18 protein-coding genes and 2 pseudogenes are annotated in these 15,024 nt (G+C 37.4%); 14 read left to right on the forward strand and 6 right to left on the reverse strand.

All coding sequences use genetic code 11. The features are described 5' to 3' along the window. Nucleotides 1-2: 2 nt before the first annotated feature. The 3 genes from BTR1S_RS14165 (at nt 3) to BTR1S_RS23735 (ending at nt 2,730) form a co-directional block, all read left to right on the forward strand. Nucleotides 3-749, forward strand: coding sequence for an ABC transporter ATP-binding protein (locus tag BTR1S_RS14165; protein WP_006638073.1), 747 nt, complete (start codon nt 3-5; stop codon nt 747-749). A 37-nt stretch (nt 750-786) separates the two neighbouring features. Further along, nucleotides 787-1,965 (forward strand): staphylopine family metallophore export MFS transporter CntE, encoded by a 1,179-nt coding sequence (gene cntE / locus BTR1S_RS14170; RefSeq protein WP_006638072.1) that lies wholly within the window; start codon nt 787-789, stop codon nt 1,963-1,965. A gap of 441 nt (nt 1,966-2,406) precedes the next feature. Beyond that, the gene (locus tag BTR1S_RS23735; protein WP_006638070.1) at nt 2,407-2,730 is read left to right on the forward strand and encodes an XtrA/YqaO family protein; all 324 of its coding nucleotides are present in this window, start codon (nt 2,407-2,409) and stop codon (nt 2,728-2,730) included. A 254-nt stretch (nt 2,731-2,984) separates the two neighbouring features. On the opposite strand, the gene BTR1S_RS14185 is transcribed toward BTR1S_RS23735, so the two are convergent. Further along, nucleotides 2,985-3,263 carry a hypothetical protein gene (locus BTR1S_RS14185; protein ID WP_006638069.1) on the reverse strand — a complete coding sequence of 93 codons (279 nt, stop codon included), beginning with the start codon at nt 3,261-3,263 and terminating at the stop codon, nt 2,985-2,987. Between the two features lie 628 nt (nt 3,264-3,891). On the opposite strand from BTR1S_RS14185, the gene BTR1S_RS22060 reads away from it, so the two are divergent. The 4 genes and pseudogenes from BTR1S_RS22060 (at nt 3,892) to BTR1S_RS14205 (ending at nt 5,605) form a co-directional block, all read left to right on the forward strand. Then, nucleotides 3,892-4,179 carry a hypothetical protein gene (locus BTR1S_RS22060; RefSeq protein WP_244185819.1) on the forward strand — a complete coding sequence of 96 codons (288 nt, stop codon included), beginning with the start codon at nt 3,892-3,894 and terminating at the stop codon, nt 4,177-4,179. Beyond that, nucleotides 4,176-4,828 (forward strand): annotated as a pseudogene (locus BTR1S_RS14195) (SMI1/KNR4 family protein). The gene BTR1S_RS22060 and the pseudogene BTR1S_RS14195 overlap by 4 nt, the downstream one beginning before the upstream one ends. 294 nt (nt 4,829-5,122) lie before the next feature. Next, complete coding sequence (locus BTR1S_RS22575; protein WP_162148096.1) at nt 5,123-5,344, forward strand: hypothetical protein; 222 nt, start codon at nt 5,123-5,125, stop codon at nt 5,342-5,344. Nucleotides 5,345-5,416: 72 nt separating this feature from the next. Then, on the forward strand, nt 5,417-5,605 hold the full coding sequence (locus BTR1S_RS14205) for an FAD-dependent oxidoreductase (protein ID WP_029419130.1): 189 nt from the start codon (nt 5,417-5,419) through the stop codon (nt 5,603-5,605). A gap of 301 nt (nt 5,606-5,906) precedes the next feature. On the opposite strand, the gene BTR1S_RS14210 is transcribed toward BTR1S_RS14205, so the two are convergent. Then, on the reverse strand, nt 5,907-6,434 hold the full coding sequence (locus BTR1S_RS14210) for an SMI1/KNR4 family protein (RefSeq protein ID WP_029419131.1): 528 nt from the start codon (nt 6,432-6,434) through the stop codon (nt 5,907-5,909). Between the two features lie 604 nt (nt 6,435-7,038). Between BTR1S_RS14210 and BTR1S_RS23335 the strand changes: the two genes are divergently transcribed. From BTR1S_RS23335 to BTR1S_RS14230, 5 genes and pseudogenes are all read left to right on the forward strand, one after another. Next, nucleotides 7,039-7,218, forward strand: coding sequence for a hypothetical protein (locus tag BTR1S_RS23335; RefSeq protein WP_029419134.1), 180 nt, complete (start codon nt 7,039-7,041; stop codon nt 7,216-7,218). Between the two features lie 165 nt (nt 7,219-7,383). Next, a pseudogene (locus BTR1S_RS22855) lies at nt 7,384-7,547 on the forward strand (XtrA/YqaO family protein). A gap of 156 nt (nt 7,548-7,703) precedes the next feature. Then, entirely contained in the window at nt 7,704-9,038 is a 1,335-nt protein-coding gene (locus BTR1S_RS14220; protein WP_029419135.1) for an AAA family ATPase, read from the forward strand. Then, entirely contained in the window at nt 9,035-9,925 is an 891-nt protein-coding gene (locus BTR1S_RS14225) for a DUF4435 domain-containing protein (protein ID WP_006638061.1), read from the forward strand. The genes BTR1S_RS14220 and BTR1S_RS14225 overlap by 4 nt, the downstream gene beginning before the upstream one ends. Nucleotides 9,926-10,008: 83 nt before the next feature. Next, a complete protein-coding gene (locus BTR1S_RS14230; RefSeq protein WP_006638060.1) occupies nt 10,009-10,392 on the forward strand; it encodes an ArpU family phage packaging/lysis transcriptional regulator in 384 nt (127 codons plus the stop codon). 47 nt (nt 10,393-10,439) lie between these two features. Here BTR1S_RS14230 and BTR1S_RS23340 read toward each other — a convergent pair whose 3' ends face one another. Together BTR1S_RS23340 and BTR1S_RS14235 are read right to left on the reverse strand one after the other, a co-directional pair. Next, nucleotides 10,440-10,568, reverse strand: a complete 129-nt coding sequence (locus BTR1S_RS23340; RefSeq protein WP_255130297.1) for a hypothetical protein — start codon at nt 10,566-10,568, stop codon at nt 10,440-10,442. Continuing rightward, a complete protein-coding gene (locus BTR1S_RS14235) occupies nt 10,565-11,665 on the reverse strand; it encodes a response regulator aspartate phosphatase (RefSeq protein WP_006638059.1) in 1,101 nt (366 codons plus the stop codon). Before BTR1S_RS14235 ends, BTR1S_RS23340 begins: the two co-directional genes overlap by 4 nt. A 273-nt stretch (nt 11,666-11,938) precedes the next feature. Here BTR1S_RS14235 and BTR1S_RS14240 point away from each other — a divergent pair, with 273 nt between their 5' ends. Both BTR1S_RS14240 and BTR1S_RS14245 read left to right on the forward strand, forming a co-directional pair. Beyond that, nucleotides 11,939-13,681, forward strand: coding sequence for a ribonuclease YeeF family protein (locus BTR1S_RS14240; RefSeq protein WP_006638058.1), 1,743 nt, complete (start codon nt 11,939-11,941; stop codon nt 13,679-13,681). A gap of 5 nt (nt 13,682-13,686) precedes the next feature. Then, complete coding sequence (locus tag BTR1S_RS14245) at nt 13,687-13,971, forward strand: hypothetical protein (protein ID WP_006638057.1); 285 nt, start codon at nt 13,687-13,689, stop codon at nt 13,969-13,971. Between the two features lie 83 nt (nt 13,972-14,054). Here the strand turns inward: BTR1S_RS14245 and BTR1S_RS22860 are convergent, their stop codons facing one another. Further along, complete coding sequence (locus BTR1S_RS22860; protein ID WP_088272949.1) at nt 14,055-14,288, reverse strand: hypothetical protein; 234 nt, start codon at nt 14,286-14,288, stop codon at nt 14,055-14,057. 124 nt (nt 14,289-14,412) lie between these two features. Next, entirely contained in the window at nt 14,413-14,595 is a 183-nt protein-coding gene (locus BTR1S_RS23615; protein ID WP_081605376.1) for a CDP-alcohol phosphatidyltransferase family protein, read from the reverse strand. Nucleotides 14,596-15,024: the final 429 nt, after the last annotated feature.

The following is a 15,024-nucleotide window of genomic DNA, read 5'->3' on the forward strand; positions in this document are numbered from 1 at the left end:
CATTGTTAAAAGTTGATCGTTTAGAGAAATCATATAAAACGGGTGGAGTCTTTTCGAGAAAAAGACAAAAAATCTTGAAAAATATTAGCTTTGAATGTGAGCGGGGGGAGTGTCTCGGCATCATTGGCGAAAGTGGGAGTGGAAAGTCAACACTAGGCCGCTTACTAATAGGCATTGAAAAACCTGATAAAGGAACTGTTCTACTTGAAAGACGGAATGTAGAGGAGCGACGAGTGCGGCAAGGAGACATAAGCGTTGTCTTTCAAGACTATAAGTCTGCCATTAATCCATTCTTTACGGTTGAAGAGGCCATTATGGAGCCAATAAAAGCTCAGAATAAAGGCAAACAGCAAGATCAACATACGGTTAATAAGCTGTTAAGACAAGTAGGATTAGATCCATCTTATAAAAGCAGATATCCTCATGAGCTATCCGGCGGGGAGGTTCAAAGAGTGTGTATCGCCAGAGCCATCTCCACAGAACCAAAATGTATTTTATTTGATGAGGCGATCAGCTCTTTAGATGTATCCGTTCAAATCCAAGTACTTGAATTATTAAAGGAGTTAAAGACGATTTACAATATGAGTTATATCTTTATCACTCATGATATTCAAGCTGCTGCTTACATTTGTGATAGAGTCATTATTTTTAAAGATGGTCAAATCGAAGAAATCATTAAAATAAACCAATTGAAGGATGTTCAATCAGAATATGCCAGAAAGTTACTGCAAAAGCTCATCAGTTTTTAATGTAAGAAATGCGCTGAATTAAGAGGAGGAAAAGGTTTTGAGTAGAGCTATGTCTTGGCCTTTATTACGCTTGTATTTGTTGGTGCTTCTGTATTTTAGCGCCAATTCGATTCTTAATGTAATTATTCCTTTACAAGGGGAAGCATTCGGAGCCGCCAACACAACCGTCGGCTTGATCATGGGGGCCTATCTGTTTACGACAATGTTCTTTCGACCATGGGCTGGTCATATGATTCAAAAGCACGGGCCGTTAAAAGTATTACGCACCATTCTGATTGTGAATGGCGTTGCTTTAATATTATACACGTTTACTGGACTGTGGGGATATTTCATCGCCCGTATGCTGCAAGGGGTGTCGACGGCCTTTTTTTCAATGGCATTGCAAATTGGCATTATTGATTCGCTGCCAGAGGAAGATCGCTCTCAAGGTATTTCCCTTTATTCTTTATTTTCTTACATACCAGGTATTATTGGGCCTATCTTAGCGTTAGGTATTTGGCACGGGGGCAAGGATTCTTTCACAGCAGTGATGATTGGAATTGCGGTTTTTACAGGTGTGGCTGGCTATAGTGCGAAAATAGAAAAAGGAAAAGAACAACCTGCAGAAACGAATGCGAATCAGGGTGCAAATATGTTTAAGTTCTTTGGCGAGCTAGTGAAAAATCCGTTTTTGTTTAAATGCAGTGTGTTCATGTTAGTGGCTTCAATTGTGTTTGGAGCCGTTACAACCTTTATTCCGCTTTATGCGAAGGAGCTGCAAGGCGGTAATGCCGGAGTGTTTCTTATGCTTCAAGCAGCTACCGTTGTATTTGCCCGTTTTACTTTACGAAAGAAAATTCCTTCAGACGGCAAATGGCATCCAATATTTATAATGGGAACGATGCTAATTTTGGCAATAGCTGCACAGTCTGTAAGCTTTTCGATCACAGGAGGAGCAATCTTCTTCTATTCTGGCGCGGTTTTAATGGGTATCGCGCAGGCAATTCTCTATCCAACGCTAACAACATATTTGAGCTTTGTTCTGCCAAAGGTGAATCGCAATATACTGTTGGGTTTATTCATTGCGATGGCTGATTTAGGCGTTTCATTAGGTGGTGTCATTATGGGGCCGGTAGCTGATTTTTCCTCGTACTCATTTATGTATATGATTTGTGCTTTACTAGGTGTAACGATGATTATTTTTGCCTATGATCGACGAAATATATTTGTTAGGTAATATAAAAGAGTCTTTTATCATTCGATCGAGGCCAATTTTGGACTGCCTAAAGACCTGTCAGAAAAGAAAAACGGCAGATTGAACGGGAAATCATCGAGGAGTTTATCACCAGCGGAATGGCTCCTAACTTTGAACAGTTTCCAAACGACTTTGCTAATTTCGTGAAGCGCAGAATTGAAGGTGAATCCTTCAGTAAATTGGCTTAACTTGAGATTTCTTCAGGGATAATTGTTGAGCTAATAGATTAATATCTCGCGAAGTTGGCGCCGCATGCGGATACATGGTGGGACTGGAAGCAAGATCAAGAAGCAGAAACGGAGCCGCTGATCAAGCAGGAAAACGAGGCGGCTAAAGAAGAATCCCCTATCGAAATAACAGTCAGGATGACCAGGAAGATGAGGAACATGGCGCAGCCTGATCAAACGTTGTTTCACATAGAGGATGGATAAGCTGTCCACCCTATGCACCTTTGAAATTAGCCAACAAAAAAACCGAAGCGATTGCTCCGGCTATGGTACACATAATGGGCACTTCTATCATAGCACAGGGAGCGATACAGGTGACAGTGCAAGACAATTAGACGCGTCAACCAAGATTTATCGATTACACATAAAATTTAACGGGAAAGTAACTGTCATCATTTTAGATGGCGTTAACGGTGAGGCTTACGAAACAGACGCACCTGAACATGGAAAGTCGATTATTGAAACGGCAAAAGGTGATTTTTTCAGGATTCATCTTGAATCATCATACAAATTTAAATAATAGCAGGGGCGGCGGAGCTGTCCCTGTCAAGGAGTGTGAATCTTGGCGTTGAAAGGGACCCTGCCTAACCTCTAAATTTTCAACGCTTGTGGAGGTGGAAAATTACTTCCTGTTTCCTTTAGGTGAGACTCATTGCTATGTATCAATTTTTGATTCAATCAATTCAAGTAGAGGAGCTTATCAATAAGAACATTTCAGGTTCTTATAGAAGAGTATCCGCCCGAACCATCAAATTGAGTATTTTCCATGTCCATTTATGTTTTTTTGTTTCTATATGATGAGATTGTTGTTTTCAATGATGCATATGATCCAATAGCTGCATAACCATAGAATCCGCCCATAAATATTCCAGCTACGAGGCTATGTCGATGACTTATGCAAACAGATATAATTAAGCCAAGTGCGAGTGCAATAGATGGAACATATTTTTTGGGAACCTTGAGAAAGATTTTAATTATCTGTGTAATGACCAAGATAATTGGTACTGCTGTAACAGCATCCCAAAAATTTGTATGAATTATTGGGAAATCCATAAATAGCACCACCTTTTTAAATAAGTATTTCCTAATTTGATGAAAAATATTTAAAACGAGCAGTAGAAAAGCCTAAGCTATAAAGGTGTGCCCGAATTCCTGCTGCCCTATCTGCGGACAGCGCATGGGGGCTGATGAGGAAATTTGTGAAGGTTAAAGAGACGGCCACGGGCCGAAAGGAAAATGAAAAAGTTTATTGCACCAATCGCAGTTTTGCTGCTTGTCGCATTGGCGGCAGGTTGTGAGTCATGGGACAGAATGGTAAAGGATACTGGAAAACAGAGTGAAGAAAAGCGACATTGAAAAAGCTTTTGATCCGGTGTTTATGATGGATATAGAGCGATAACAGGTGTCGACCCTGGAACAGGTGAGTAGTTATCCATCACTGACCGTATCCTGTCCGGCGTTTCTGTCATACCTGCGACTAAAGCAGTCAAGGTAGGAAAATACGTTTTTAAGCAAATAAAGGTGCAAAAACAGCTAAAAGGGTTTCGACTAATACTGCTAAAGGCCAGGGGGATATCTAAAGGAAGATGTTGATGAACATGGCTATTTAAGTTCAGGGGTAAATCGTGCACCAGGGAACAAAAATATTGCTTCTGATAATCGAATACAGTCTCACCACCCAATACAAAATGAAAGGGCGAAAAGATGGGCTAAAGAGGGTGGATTTGATTATAACGAAAAGAAAGCTTCTGCAATACTTCTCCCATCAAGCTCTGGCCAATCACACGCAAAAATTTCTTCTATGCAAAGAAAGCGGAGAAAAATCGAGAGATTTAATACTGACATACGTTATGAATGTAATGTGAGTTATAGGGAAATGATTGAAGCAGGTGTTGATCAAAAAGCTGCTCGAAAAGCAATGAAGGATGCATATAAATATTTCGAGGGTTTGGGAGGTTTTGTAAAGTGATTGATTTATCAATGGTTTCAGATTTGATAAAAAATAAGCCAGCAAGTGAAACTGAAATTCAAGAGTCAGAAGATATTCTACAAGCTAAATTACCAAATGTGTATAAGGATTTATTAAGAAATACAAATGGTTTTTCAATTGGTGGCGGGGTGGCTATTTATGGTACAGAAGATATTGTGGAAAGAAACGAGACATGGGAAGTAGATGAATATGCAAGAGGATATGTCTCTATTGGCGATGATGGAGGAGGAAATGTTTTCCTAATGCTTCAAAATGAAAAGGAAACAGAAGTATTAATTGTTGATTCTGGGGATATGGATCCAAGCCATGCTACTGTAATTACTTCAGATTTTATTGAATGGGTGAATAGTGGTTGCATTATAAGTGAATCAGAACAAAAAACAATAAGTGAGCCACCTGATACCTGCAATATAGTGTTAGCAAAGACCCCTAATGGAGGATTGAAAGATTTAATAAGAATAAAGAATGTATAGGGATTGAGATTTCAACAGCAAATCTACTAAAGGCTTCAAAAAATCCCCCTTATTTATTAATGGAGAGATTCCCATATGGAAAGGCAAAGAAACTAATTGAAAAATTAGGACCCATTGGTACGGTGCTTAGTATAGAGCCGATTGACCAAAAATAATTATATTAGCAAATTAAATAGAAATATTGTTAAAAGTATCAACTCCTTGATTGGCAACTGCCTTTCAAGGTTTTTTATGTTCAAATCCGAGAAAAATTCGACAAAAAATGGGATAAAACGGGTACTTTTTCTATTCCACTTTGTCATACGATAGAGACAAGAAAGACGAACGTGAATATCGAGTTCAAGACAGAGAGCCTGTGGACACTGATCTTTTTCACACGTATGTTGTGCAATTGATTGATGGCCGCTGGAGACATACCTTACCAAGCGTGCACCCGGATGTATCGAATAATGATGAAGGTCGTCAGCTTCACAGGAGGAGTGACTGGAGTCTATGCAGGATTGCGCGCGATAGCCACGGGGAACGCAAGCGGTGAAATCCCGCTTGCAAAAGAAGTCATTTTCACATCGTTCCAAATAATCTTTGCTCCTCATGGAGATTTGTGGGAGCCATTTCAAATAAAAAAACGAATAGGCATGAATAATCTTGAAGTTACAGAAAAACGCTCATAAATTTCTCCTGCTTGAAAAGGCAGTTTTTTTATATTTGACCAATACTTATAAAGTGGTAGTTTAGGATTAATATTGCATGAAAAGGGAAGTGTAAAATCCAAAAGGAATTTTGAGGTTATCATTGTCGGAGCGGGTTCAATGGGAATGGCTACGGGGTATTTTCTCGCCAAAAAAGGTGTCGATGTCCTTTTGGTTGATTCGTTTGATCCCCCGCACGTGGACACGGCTTCAAGTTCAGCAGCGTGGTGGGGGAGATTTTAAGCGAGATGAGCATGGCCGGTAAAAAGAAGCATGATATTTCGATTTTCTCTTTATCAAGGCCGGGTTTAAGAAAAGGATTATTTCTAATCAATAATCGTTTGGCCAAATTAATAATCTAGAAAGCTTTGCCTTCCGACGGGGTTTTAATATTAAAAAAGGATTTACATGAGATCGCCTATCTTATAAAAAACTCTACTAAACATGCACATTGGCTGCCAGCTTCCAAGAGAATACAGGGGAGGAAATTTGACTCCTTAATCCTGGTGAGCAGCATATAAAAGGATTCTTAATGGAGTCTTTTTTATATGTTATCATAATACTTTTTAATGTCTCGGTTTAATTCCCAAAACTTATTCCCATTTGAACTAAGTAAGCGGTCGAACCATATTTCAAAATTCGAACCTAAATCTTCAGCCTCCTCAAATGGATCTATTGGATCTAAATAGAACATGTAATCCAATCCGATATGATATCTTTTTGTATCAATCACATAACGTCCATCAAAATGATATCCAATTAATACGCACCCTTCAGGAAGATCTTGAACCTCATTATATTGGATTACATCGTTTATACTGAGGACTTCAATGCCGTCAATAATATCCATTCCATTATGCAATCTAAGAAATTCTTTATAATCATTGGGGAATTTAACCTTAAAGACGCTTTCTAAGTGTTCGATTTCTTCCTCGGTTGCTGGATCATTAAAATTGAAATAAGGATCTTCTAAAACAAAACCACCAGGCTGTAGCAGCGGATATGTTCCATGAGTGTCGATTATACTTTTTAAGCCTTTAAGTGTCACTTTAATTAATTCGCCTTCGTTAATATTCATTCTCTCCCTTCATAATATTTGTTCACTCTATTATAGCGTTTTCTATAAGAAATGGATATTTGTTTTATATTCGGATGTTCAGTAACCTTTGGAACAATTATATCTTCTTTCATTGACTTCAAAGCAATCGTAAAAAAGGTGAATCTGAAACCGAAGAACTTAACGGAAATTACCTTGGAGGTCAATAGCGCGGATTTAGACGGGAAAATCCAGCATCTCTCCGAAATGATTGATCAAAAAGTCGAATCCCAACTGGAATCAACACTTGTCAATTATAACGTTGAAATCAATCCCATGCTGATCAACCTTATAACTTGTGGTAGGTTGATCAGCATGGGATTGTAACCGAAGTTGAACCGCAGCCAGAACAACTTGAGGCCGAGCTCAGTCTACCTAAAGAAGACGTGCCAACCAAAAAAGAAAAACGGCAGATTGAACGGGCGATTATCGAGGAATTTATCACAAGCGGAATGGCCCCTAATTTTGAAAAGTTTTCGAATGACTTCCCCAATTTCGTCAAACGCAGAATTGAAGGTGAACCCTTTAGTAAATTGGCTTTTGAACTTGAGGTGTCTCCTCAGGCAAAATTGTTGAACTGATGGATCAATATCTTGCGGAGGTTGCGCCGCTTGCGAATGCATGGTGGGACTGGAAGCAAGATCAAGATGCAGAAGCGGAGCCGCTGAATAGGCAAGAAACCGAGGCGGCTGAAGATGATTCTCCAGCTGAAAATGACGGTCAGGATGACCAGGAAGATGAGGAACACGGTGCTGCCTGATCAAACGGTTTCGCATAGAGGATGGACAAGCTTGAAATTAGCCAATAAAAAAACCGAAGCAGATCGCTCCGGCTATGTTACACATAATGGGCATTTCTATCATAGCACAGGGAGTGATGCAGGTGAACAGTCCAAGACAATTAGACGGTCAATCAAGATTTATCGATTACACATAAAATTCAACGCGGGAAAGTAACTATTTCGTTTTAGACGGTGTCAACGGAACGGCTTACGAAGCCGAGGCACCCGAACATGGAAAAATGATCATTGAAACGGCGAAGGGTGATTTTGCTCGTGTTGATTACAAAATTGGATACAAAATTAAATAGCGGAGGATTTTTATAAAAAAGGGTGGTGTAAAGAATTTCTTTGGATCTCCAAGTGAATTTAAAAAACTTATTAGAATATCCGATACTTATTAGGGAGCTTTGAAATATGTTAAAATAATATAGCAAAGGATAAATCATACTCTTAGGGGGATATAAGTGAATATTAAAAGACTTAAGATACTCAACTTATATGGGAAGACATATGATATAGAATTTCATGAAAAATTAACTATTCTCTACGGATTAAACGGCAGTGGGAAAACAACAGTTTTAGATATAATATTTTATATCCTATCTGGTAATATTAAGAGACTACTTAAATATAAGTTTTCTTTATTGGATTTACAATTTGAGAGTAATAAAAGATTAATTCGTTTAACTATTGAAGATCGTGGGGAATATATACATGGAAAAATCGACGAGTTAGAGTTTGAAATAATTAAAGAACCACAGCAATTTATGTTTTCTGATGAATATAAAACTTATTCTAATGAAAATTCAATTAATAATTTTAAAGAAAAAATAGTACCTCTTTCTGAAACTGTCTATATACCTCTTAATAGGAGAGTTAGACAAAATGTGCCTAAACCTATTGGACCAGTTCCTATAAGATACAGAAAAAGAGCAATTAATGAATATAAAAATAATGAAGAGATTGATAGTGCTTACTACGCCATTCCTTCTGAAAATCAGAAAAATATTGCAGACTCTATAATGGCAGCAAATAGACATTTTGATCTACATAAACAGAGAATTGTTAGAGAGGAAAATATAATTAATACAAATTTAAGAAATAAAATGGTTGAAAACTTTTCTGCACCTATAACTACAGACTTGATGGATGCTGATGACTATGATTTTTCAAATTTAGAAGAAAAGATCAATGAAATATTTAACGGTAAGAAAAAATTCAAAACAAATATAAAAGAATTACTATTCCGATATAGCAAATCGAGGCATAGCTACGAAAAAAAAGAAAATAGCGTTGTCATAAAAGATGACAAATTATTTATTGAACATATATCAGCGTTCGTACAGTTAAGCAAATTAAATGAAATTGAAGTTATAGCGTCTAGGCAAAAAAAGAGAATTGATTTTCTCAAGAAGAATTTAGCACATGTGTTGGATTCAATTAATTATCTTTTGAAAGATACTAATAAACAGATTAGATTTAACGAAGAAGAAAATAAGTTAGTTTTCTTAAATTCTGATAATCCTAATGAGGAACTTGATTTGACACTGCTTTCTTCAGGAGAAAAACAAATAGTTATTTTTTTTGTATTTTCACTAACATCTCAATTTCGAATAAAGGATAAAGTGTTACTCATTGATGAACCTGAGTTGTCACTACACGTAGAGTGGCAATCCAAACTTCTTGATTTGTTGATGGAGAATAATAATAGCTCGCAAATTATAATTGCTACGCATTCACCTGATGTTATAGGGGATTATAAAGAGTATTGTTCTGAAGTGAGAGGGAGTATAAATTGAATCCATTCCCAACTAGAAGTGAAAAATCCTTTTTAGCTGATGTTATGCTACGTCATAGAGAATATGACATATTTTTATTTATCGAAGATGAAAAGATGCGACCTGTCTATAACAAAATAGTTGAGCGATTAGTTAATGGTAAATTGAAAATTGGAAAGGTTTATAGTTTAAGGTCAAAGAAAAATGTGTTAGAAATGTTCGGTAAATGGAAGGCGGAAAAATCTTCTCTCAATAAATGTTTTTTTATTGTAGATAAAGACTTCGACCATTTTAGACATATTGAAATACCGAACCACCCTAATTTAATAGAGTTAGAAAAGTTTACTCTTGAAAATTACATAGTAACTAAAGAAGGAGCACTATCTCTTTTAAAGTTAAAAGTATTTGATAAAGAAGATTATGAACTTGAATCATTATTAGATTGGGAAACATGGATATCATATATGTATCAGAGTTTTAAAGAACTCTTTATTGTTTATGCTATAGCTTTTAAATTTACTCTTGAACAAAATACAAGCATAAGCCCTGGAAGATATTTCGAGAATGGGACTTACAAAATAAAACAAGAGGAAATAAAAAAATATATTCAAAAAATAAAAGAGATCTGTTATAAAAAAAATATTAATTATGAAGATGAATTCTCGAAAATTGATGATTTTTATGATGTGGATGGTGTATATAACTATTCAGGATTAATAAAAGGAAAATACTTAGCCTTTGGTTTGTTTAAATATCTTCATATGAAGATTATTCGCAAAAAGTTAGATGAGGAATTAAGTTATTATACCATGGCTGATAATATTGATTTGGAACCATTAAATTTTATGAAGAAAAAGCTTCTGAAAGAATCATCCCAGGAGTTAGTTAGATCGTATATAAGTAAATAAGTCCAAGACGGAGAGCCTGCGGACACTAAACCTACGCTTTATGCGTTTGTTTGGTGTCTTTTTTATTTTTAGGAGGGGTGAATTTGTTAGCAAAACAATTGTCATTTTTGCCGCCTATAGACGAAAAGGAAGTTAGAAATACGATTATTAAGGAGCTCAAGAAATATAAGGCCTTGAAGGTTCAGCTTGAAAACAGAAAGGAGCAAGAAGCGGCCGGAATGACAGAGCTTTTCCCGCGGTTGCGAGATCCGCATTCCTTTAATGCATTAAAAGTTGCACAGATGGACAGGGCGCTTAAACAAAGCCTTGATGATGATGAATTGAAGATCATACAGATGAAATATCTTTCTTCAACAAAAATCAAAGACATTGAAATTTATATGGAGATGGGGCTGAAAAAGGACAAATATTATCAGATCAAACGACAGGCCATTTATAACCTTGCGACAGCTCTCGGGATTATCTGAGGGCTGTTGTGAACAAAAAAGCAGACTCTTATGAGTCCGCCATTTTTTTATCCAAGTGCGCCGTTTTCAGCCACTTTAAATGTTGTGGCGAATTCTGCTTTACCATTTGAGGAAAATCCAGAAACCAGAAGAAGCCCAAGAATAGCAGCAGTGATGATGATCTTTCCTTTTTTCATGATATACGCCTCCGTAAATTCAAAATTTGGTCTTTAGCTTTACATGCTTCCTCAAAATACTTTGATGAAAGATCTGTGTTTTCCTGCTTTTTGAAGAAAAAAGCAGCATTTTCGGAGAGATCGGCTACATCAGACCACAGATTCTTTTCTTTTAATAAATTCATACTGGTGTCAAAGGATGTGTGATTTGATTGATCATACAAATAGTATATGAGGTTAAGCTTGGCTTGATATACTTTTTCATGGACTTTTTCAGCAAATTCAAGGGCTTTGATACGCCATTCCCTAGCTTGGGAAGGTGACTCGATTTTGTAGAAAACTCGACTTAACATGTACATGGAACGAATTGAATAGACAGATTCCTGGTGCTCAGGAATAGAAAGTGCGTTTTGAAAACATTCCTTTGCTTTTTCCAAAAGGTTTTGTCTCTCATAAGCTAATCCTAAGTTGAAGTATCCAAGCCCTTCAGTAGCCTTATCATTCGATTTGTGCGCGATAAGGATCGCATCTTTATACAGGTCAACAGCTTCATCCCATTCCTGTAAATCAACTTTATTCATTGCAAAGAGCATTTTGCATTTGATAACTCGGTTTGTATAGTCTTCATGGGCCTTGAAACTATCCAATGCTTTTTGTGTATGGCTCATAGAAAAGAAATTCTGCCTAATCTCATAATATGCAATTGCAAGTTGATAGTGAAATTCAGCTTTTTCAATTTCATCCGGTACTTTATGTAGCCTGTTTTCAGCAATCTTATAAAAATTAATAGCGTCAACAAAGTTCTTTTTATAAAACTGATACAGTCCTGAAAAAAAGTAAAAATAGTATTGAATCATATCATCGGTATTGGATTCTAGAGCTTTGGCCTTAATGTTGTTGAGTAATTCTCCGGATTCGTTGTAATCCTCTGTCATAAGTTTATAACGCGAGTCTATCAGGCTGAAGTATATTAAAACATTTTGGTTCTCTTTCATGTTAGGCAGTGCTATTTCGATCTCCTCTCTCATCTCAGCTGCCCTAGATTTGTTGTGTTGTTTAATCACTTTGTACCAATCATTTATAGCTTGGCCAACTTTCTCAAATGCTATTGTACTCAATCCCCTATCATCCTTTCGTATAGTTGATTTAAAATATTCAAAAAATTCAGGGTGCACATTTCCTTTTTCTGCATATCTTTCATTTTACATAAAGGATCATTTTTTGACAATGATTTTCCTTTTTTGGAATTCAGAAAAAGCCTGTCGAGTGTGTTGGGTTTTAAGACCTACTCAATAAGATTCATTTTCATGGATAGACAGGATTTATTCACCAATTCATTTCCGTATAGTGGTAAACTCTTATTTGATTAAGACTTAGGAAGGGTTTGATGAATGAAGATCTATGAGTCAAAAACTTTATTAGCTGCTATGGAGAAACGCTCCAAGGAATACCAAAGCACCAGAGAGCAGTTTGTCAACCTGAAAAAGGCGTTCCAAAAGATGGCTGATTTGGGCGATGATTTTGAGGGGAAAGGCGCCGATAACATCAAAGCGTTTTACAGGGATCAGGCGGGTATAGTGGACGACTGGCTCGATCTGATTGATATGCAGGTTCAATTTCTCGACGGCGTTTCCGCGGCTGTGGAAGAGGCAGATCTTTCTGGCGACACGTTTATTGACATGGAATTTCTTGAGAACCAGCTTGCTAATGCCTATAAAAACTCAAAGGCAATGGTTTCACTGCAGAAAAAAGACATGCAAGCCATTTTGCAAAGCATCCATGATATACTGCCTCTAGATGTCTTTTCAACTAACACATTCAAACAACACCTCAATGATGCAAACGATGAGCGCAAAGACACGATCAAAGCCGTCGATGATCTGGACGCCGCTCTCAAAGAGGAATATGCCGCATCTGAAATCAACCAGCAGATGGTTACCGCTGACTATACCGCTCTAATCGGTGCAACTGGCAAAGGGAAAAGTGCTTCCCCATTTCACTATGACGCCAAAGCTTACCGGGCCAGCGAAGCCTATCAACTGAAAGATGACGTACATAAGAATGCAGAAAACTATATCCAGTTTAAAAAAGATCAGGCTGAAGCCCGTCAGATTGCCAAAGAGCAGGAAGAGCTCGCTAAAAAACAGGAAGAGCTTGCAAACCGGCCATGGTATGAAAAAGTGCTTGATGCCGGCAGCACATTTGTAGGAGAAGCCACCGGCTATTATGATTACAAGAGGGCCACCGAGGGAGTTGACCCGGTAACTGGTGAAAAGTTGACATACGGGCAGCGGGTTGCTGCGGGAGCGATGGGCGCCGCCGGCTACATTCCAGTTGTAGGCTGGCTTGGCAAAGGCGCCAAAGGGATCAAAGGCGTATACAGCATGTATAAAGCAGAAAAGGCCATCACGACAGTTGATAAGGCCCTGGCTGCTTACAAAACGCCGAAAACATTCCACGCTTTGAAAAACTCCGAAAAGGGTTTATACGGGCTTGCCTCAGCGAACGGATTCAGCGAAACGATCACCGGCAGGGATATGTTCGGGAATAAGATTTCAGATGAGCAGCGCCAAGGTAGCCTTAATCAAGCCATAGCAATGTTAACACCGTTTGGTATGAGTAAAGCTGGGAAAGTGCTTAATATAAATTCATACAGCCGTAAAGGTACCAATCTGTATAGAGGTGAAGACTTTCCTTATGAACCTAAAAGGCCAAACGGTATAGGTAAATCTCATATATCGCCTGAAACGGGAAATCTTGTTCCCGCTAACAAAACCGGTATGTATCAAGGCCGTCAGGTTACTGTTACAGAACACATTCTTGGCGGGTATAGAAAAGGAGGAAAGTCCAACAGCCCTTATACAAGCTTTACTATAAATCAAAAGGTTGCAAAGGGATATGGAGAAAATATAATAGAACTCGACATATCTGCTCTTAGGAAAGCAATCAGGTCTGGTGAAGTAAAGGATGTTGTGATTTTATCCCCTAAACAAATTGAAAGGTTAATCAAAAATGATACTCGGCAGTCTGAACATTGGAAAAACAAAGCCTTAAAATGGACTCAAAGAGATACCGAATACTTTGTAAAAGGCGAAGTTCCAAAACAGTTTATCAAAATGCATCCAAAGGAGTGATAGATATGCTTCTATATTATAAAAATGAGTGTTTAGGTGAAATAAAAGGTGCTACTGTCGAAGGTGTTTGGATGTATGGAACAATCATCCCTAATGAAAAAATGGAGAAATTCAAAGATTTCTTTAAAGCAGTAGTAAATGAAGATGACCCTTATGCAATAGAGAAATATAATGATGAATGGCTTGATGATGATAATTGGTTTATTATTGATGATGAGCAAAAAAAGGTAGGCATATCTTTACCAGGAATATACGAAGAAGATAATGAAATTAATTGGAGATGGAGATAAATTTAAAGTGGTCCTTGTACAAGGACCACTTTAAAAAAAAACGGAAAATAAGATTTCATGATCTTCTTTTTTCACCTAAAGGTTCAAGGCAAAAAGATACTTTTTTGATTGACTTTATACACGCTAGAAGTAAGCAATATGCCGGTTTCTTCCACTGCCGAAGTAAGGGCTGCGGAAAAAACCACAACTACTAGAGACGATGGGATATGAGAGAAAGCAATACTCAAAGCGATTGCTACATATAAAGCAAACCCCGCCGCTTTGTTCCCAAAAGTATGTAACATCCCCCACTGTCTGAATTTAGCTTTTGTGATCATAAAGTTGAAAAGCCTGACTAAGGCCACCACTGCAACACAAAATATAACGGTATTACTTACATAAATGTCTGAAAGAAAGAAAAAAATAATCAGGACCACAGCCTAAAATACAAAATCACCCAAACTATCCAGTTTTGCCCCCTAAGTTCGTTTCGATCTCAAATTTACGTGCTATATACCCATCGGCAACATCGGAAATACCACATAATACATATAGTGCGCTAAACGCCTCGGGGCTCGATGTTGTCAACAGCAAAAATGACAGCACGATACGCAGGCTGGAAAGTACATTCGGTAATGCCCTCATAATTAAACGGTCCTTTTATATTGATTATACCTTCAATTTTCTTTTAGCCGGTACTTATTTAGATTATAATGGAAAAACAGAGGATAGCCTCATCTGTCTCAAAAAGATGGTCTATGCACAAAAACAAATATTGAAAGGGGAATGTTTGTATGAAGTCTAAAATGAAGATTGGCTTAAGGGGTTCTTACCATTGGACTTAGCTTTCTTTGTCATGTGTCCACCGATAAAGTGGATGTAGCTTCAAGGAACATAACAAGCGCACCCAGTCACTATTTCTTCTCTTAATCAAAAAATATAAATTTTTCATTTCTTTCTTAAAGCCGTTTTTAACGGCTTTTTTATTTAAATCAACTATTTTTTAAAACTTCAAGCAACAGAAGATAGGTTGTTTGACCTAATCTATAAGATTCATTTTCATGGATAGACAGG

The organism is Bacillus sonorensis NBRC 101234 = KCTC 13918 (genome assembly GCF_001592005.1).
In the GTDB taxonomy this organism is placed as follows: Bacteria; Bacillota; Bacilli; order Bacillales; family Bacillaceae; genus Bacillus; species Bacillus sonorensis.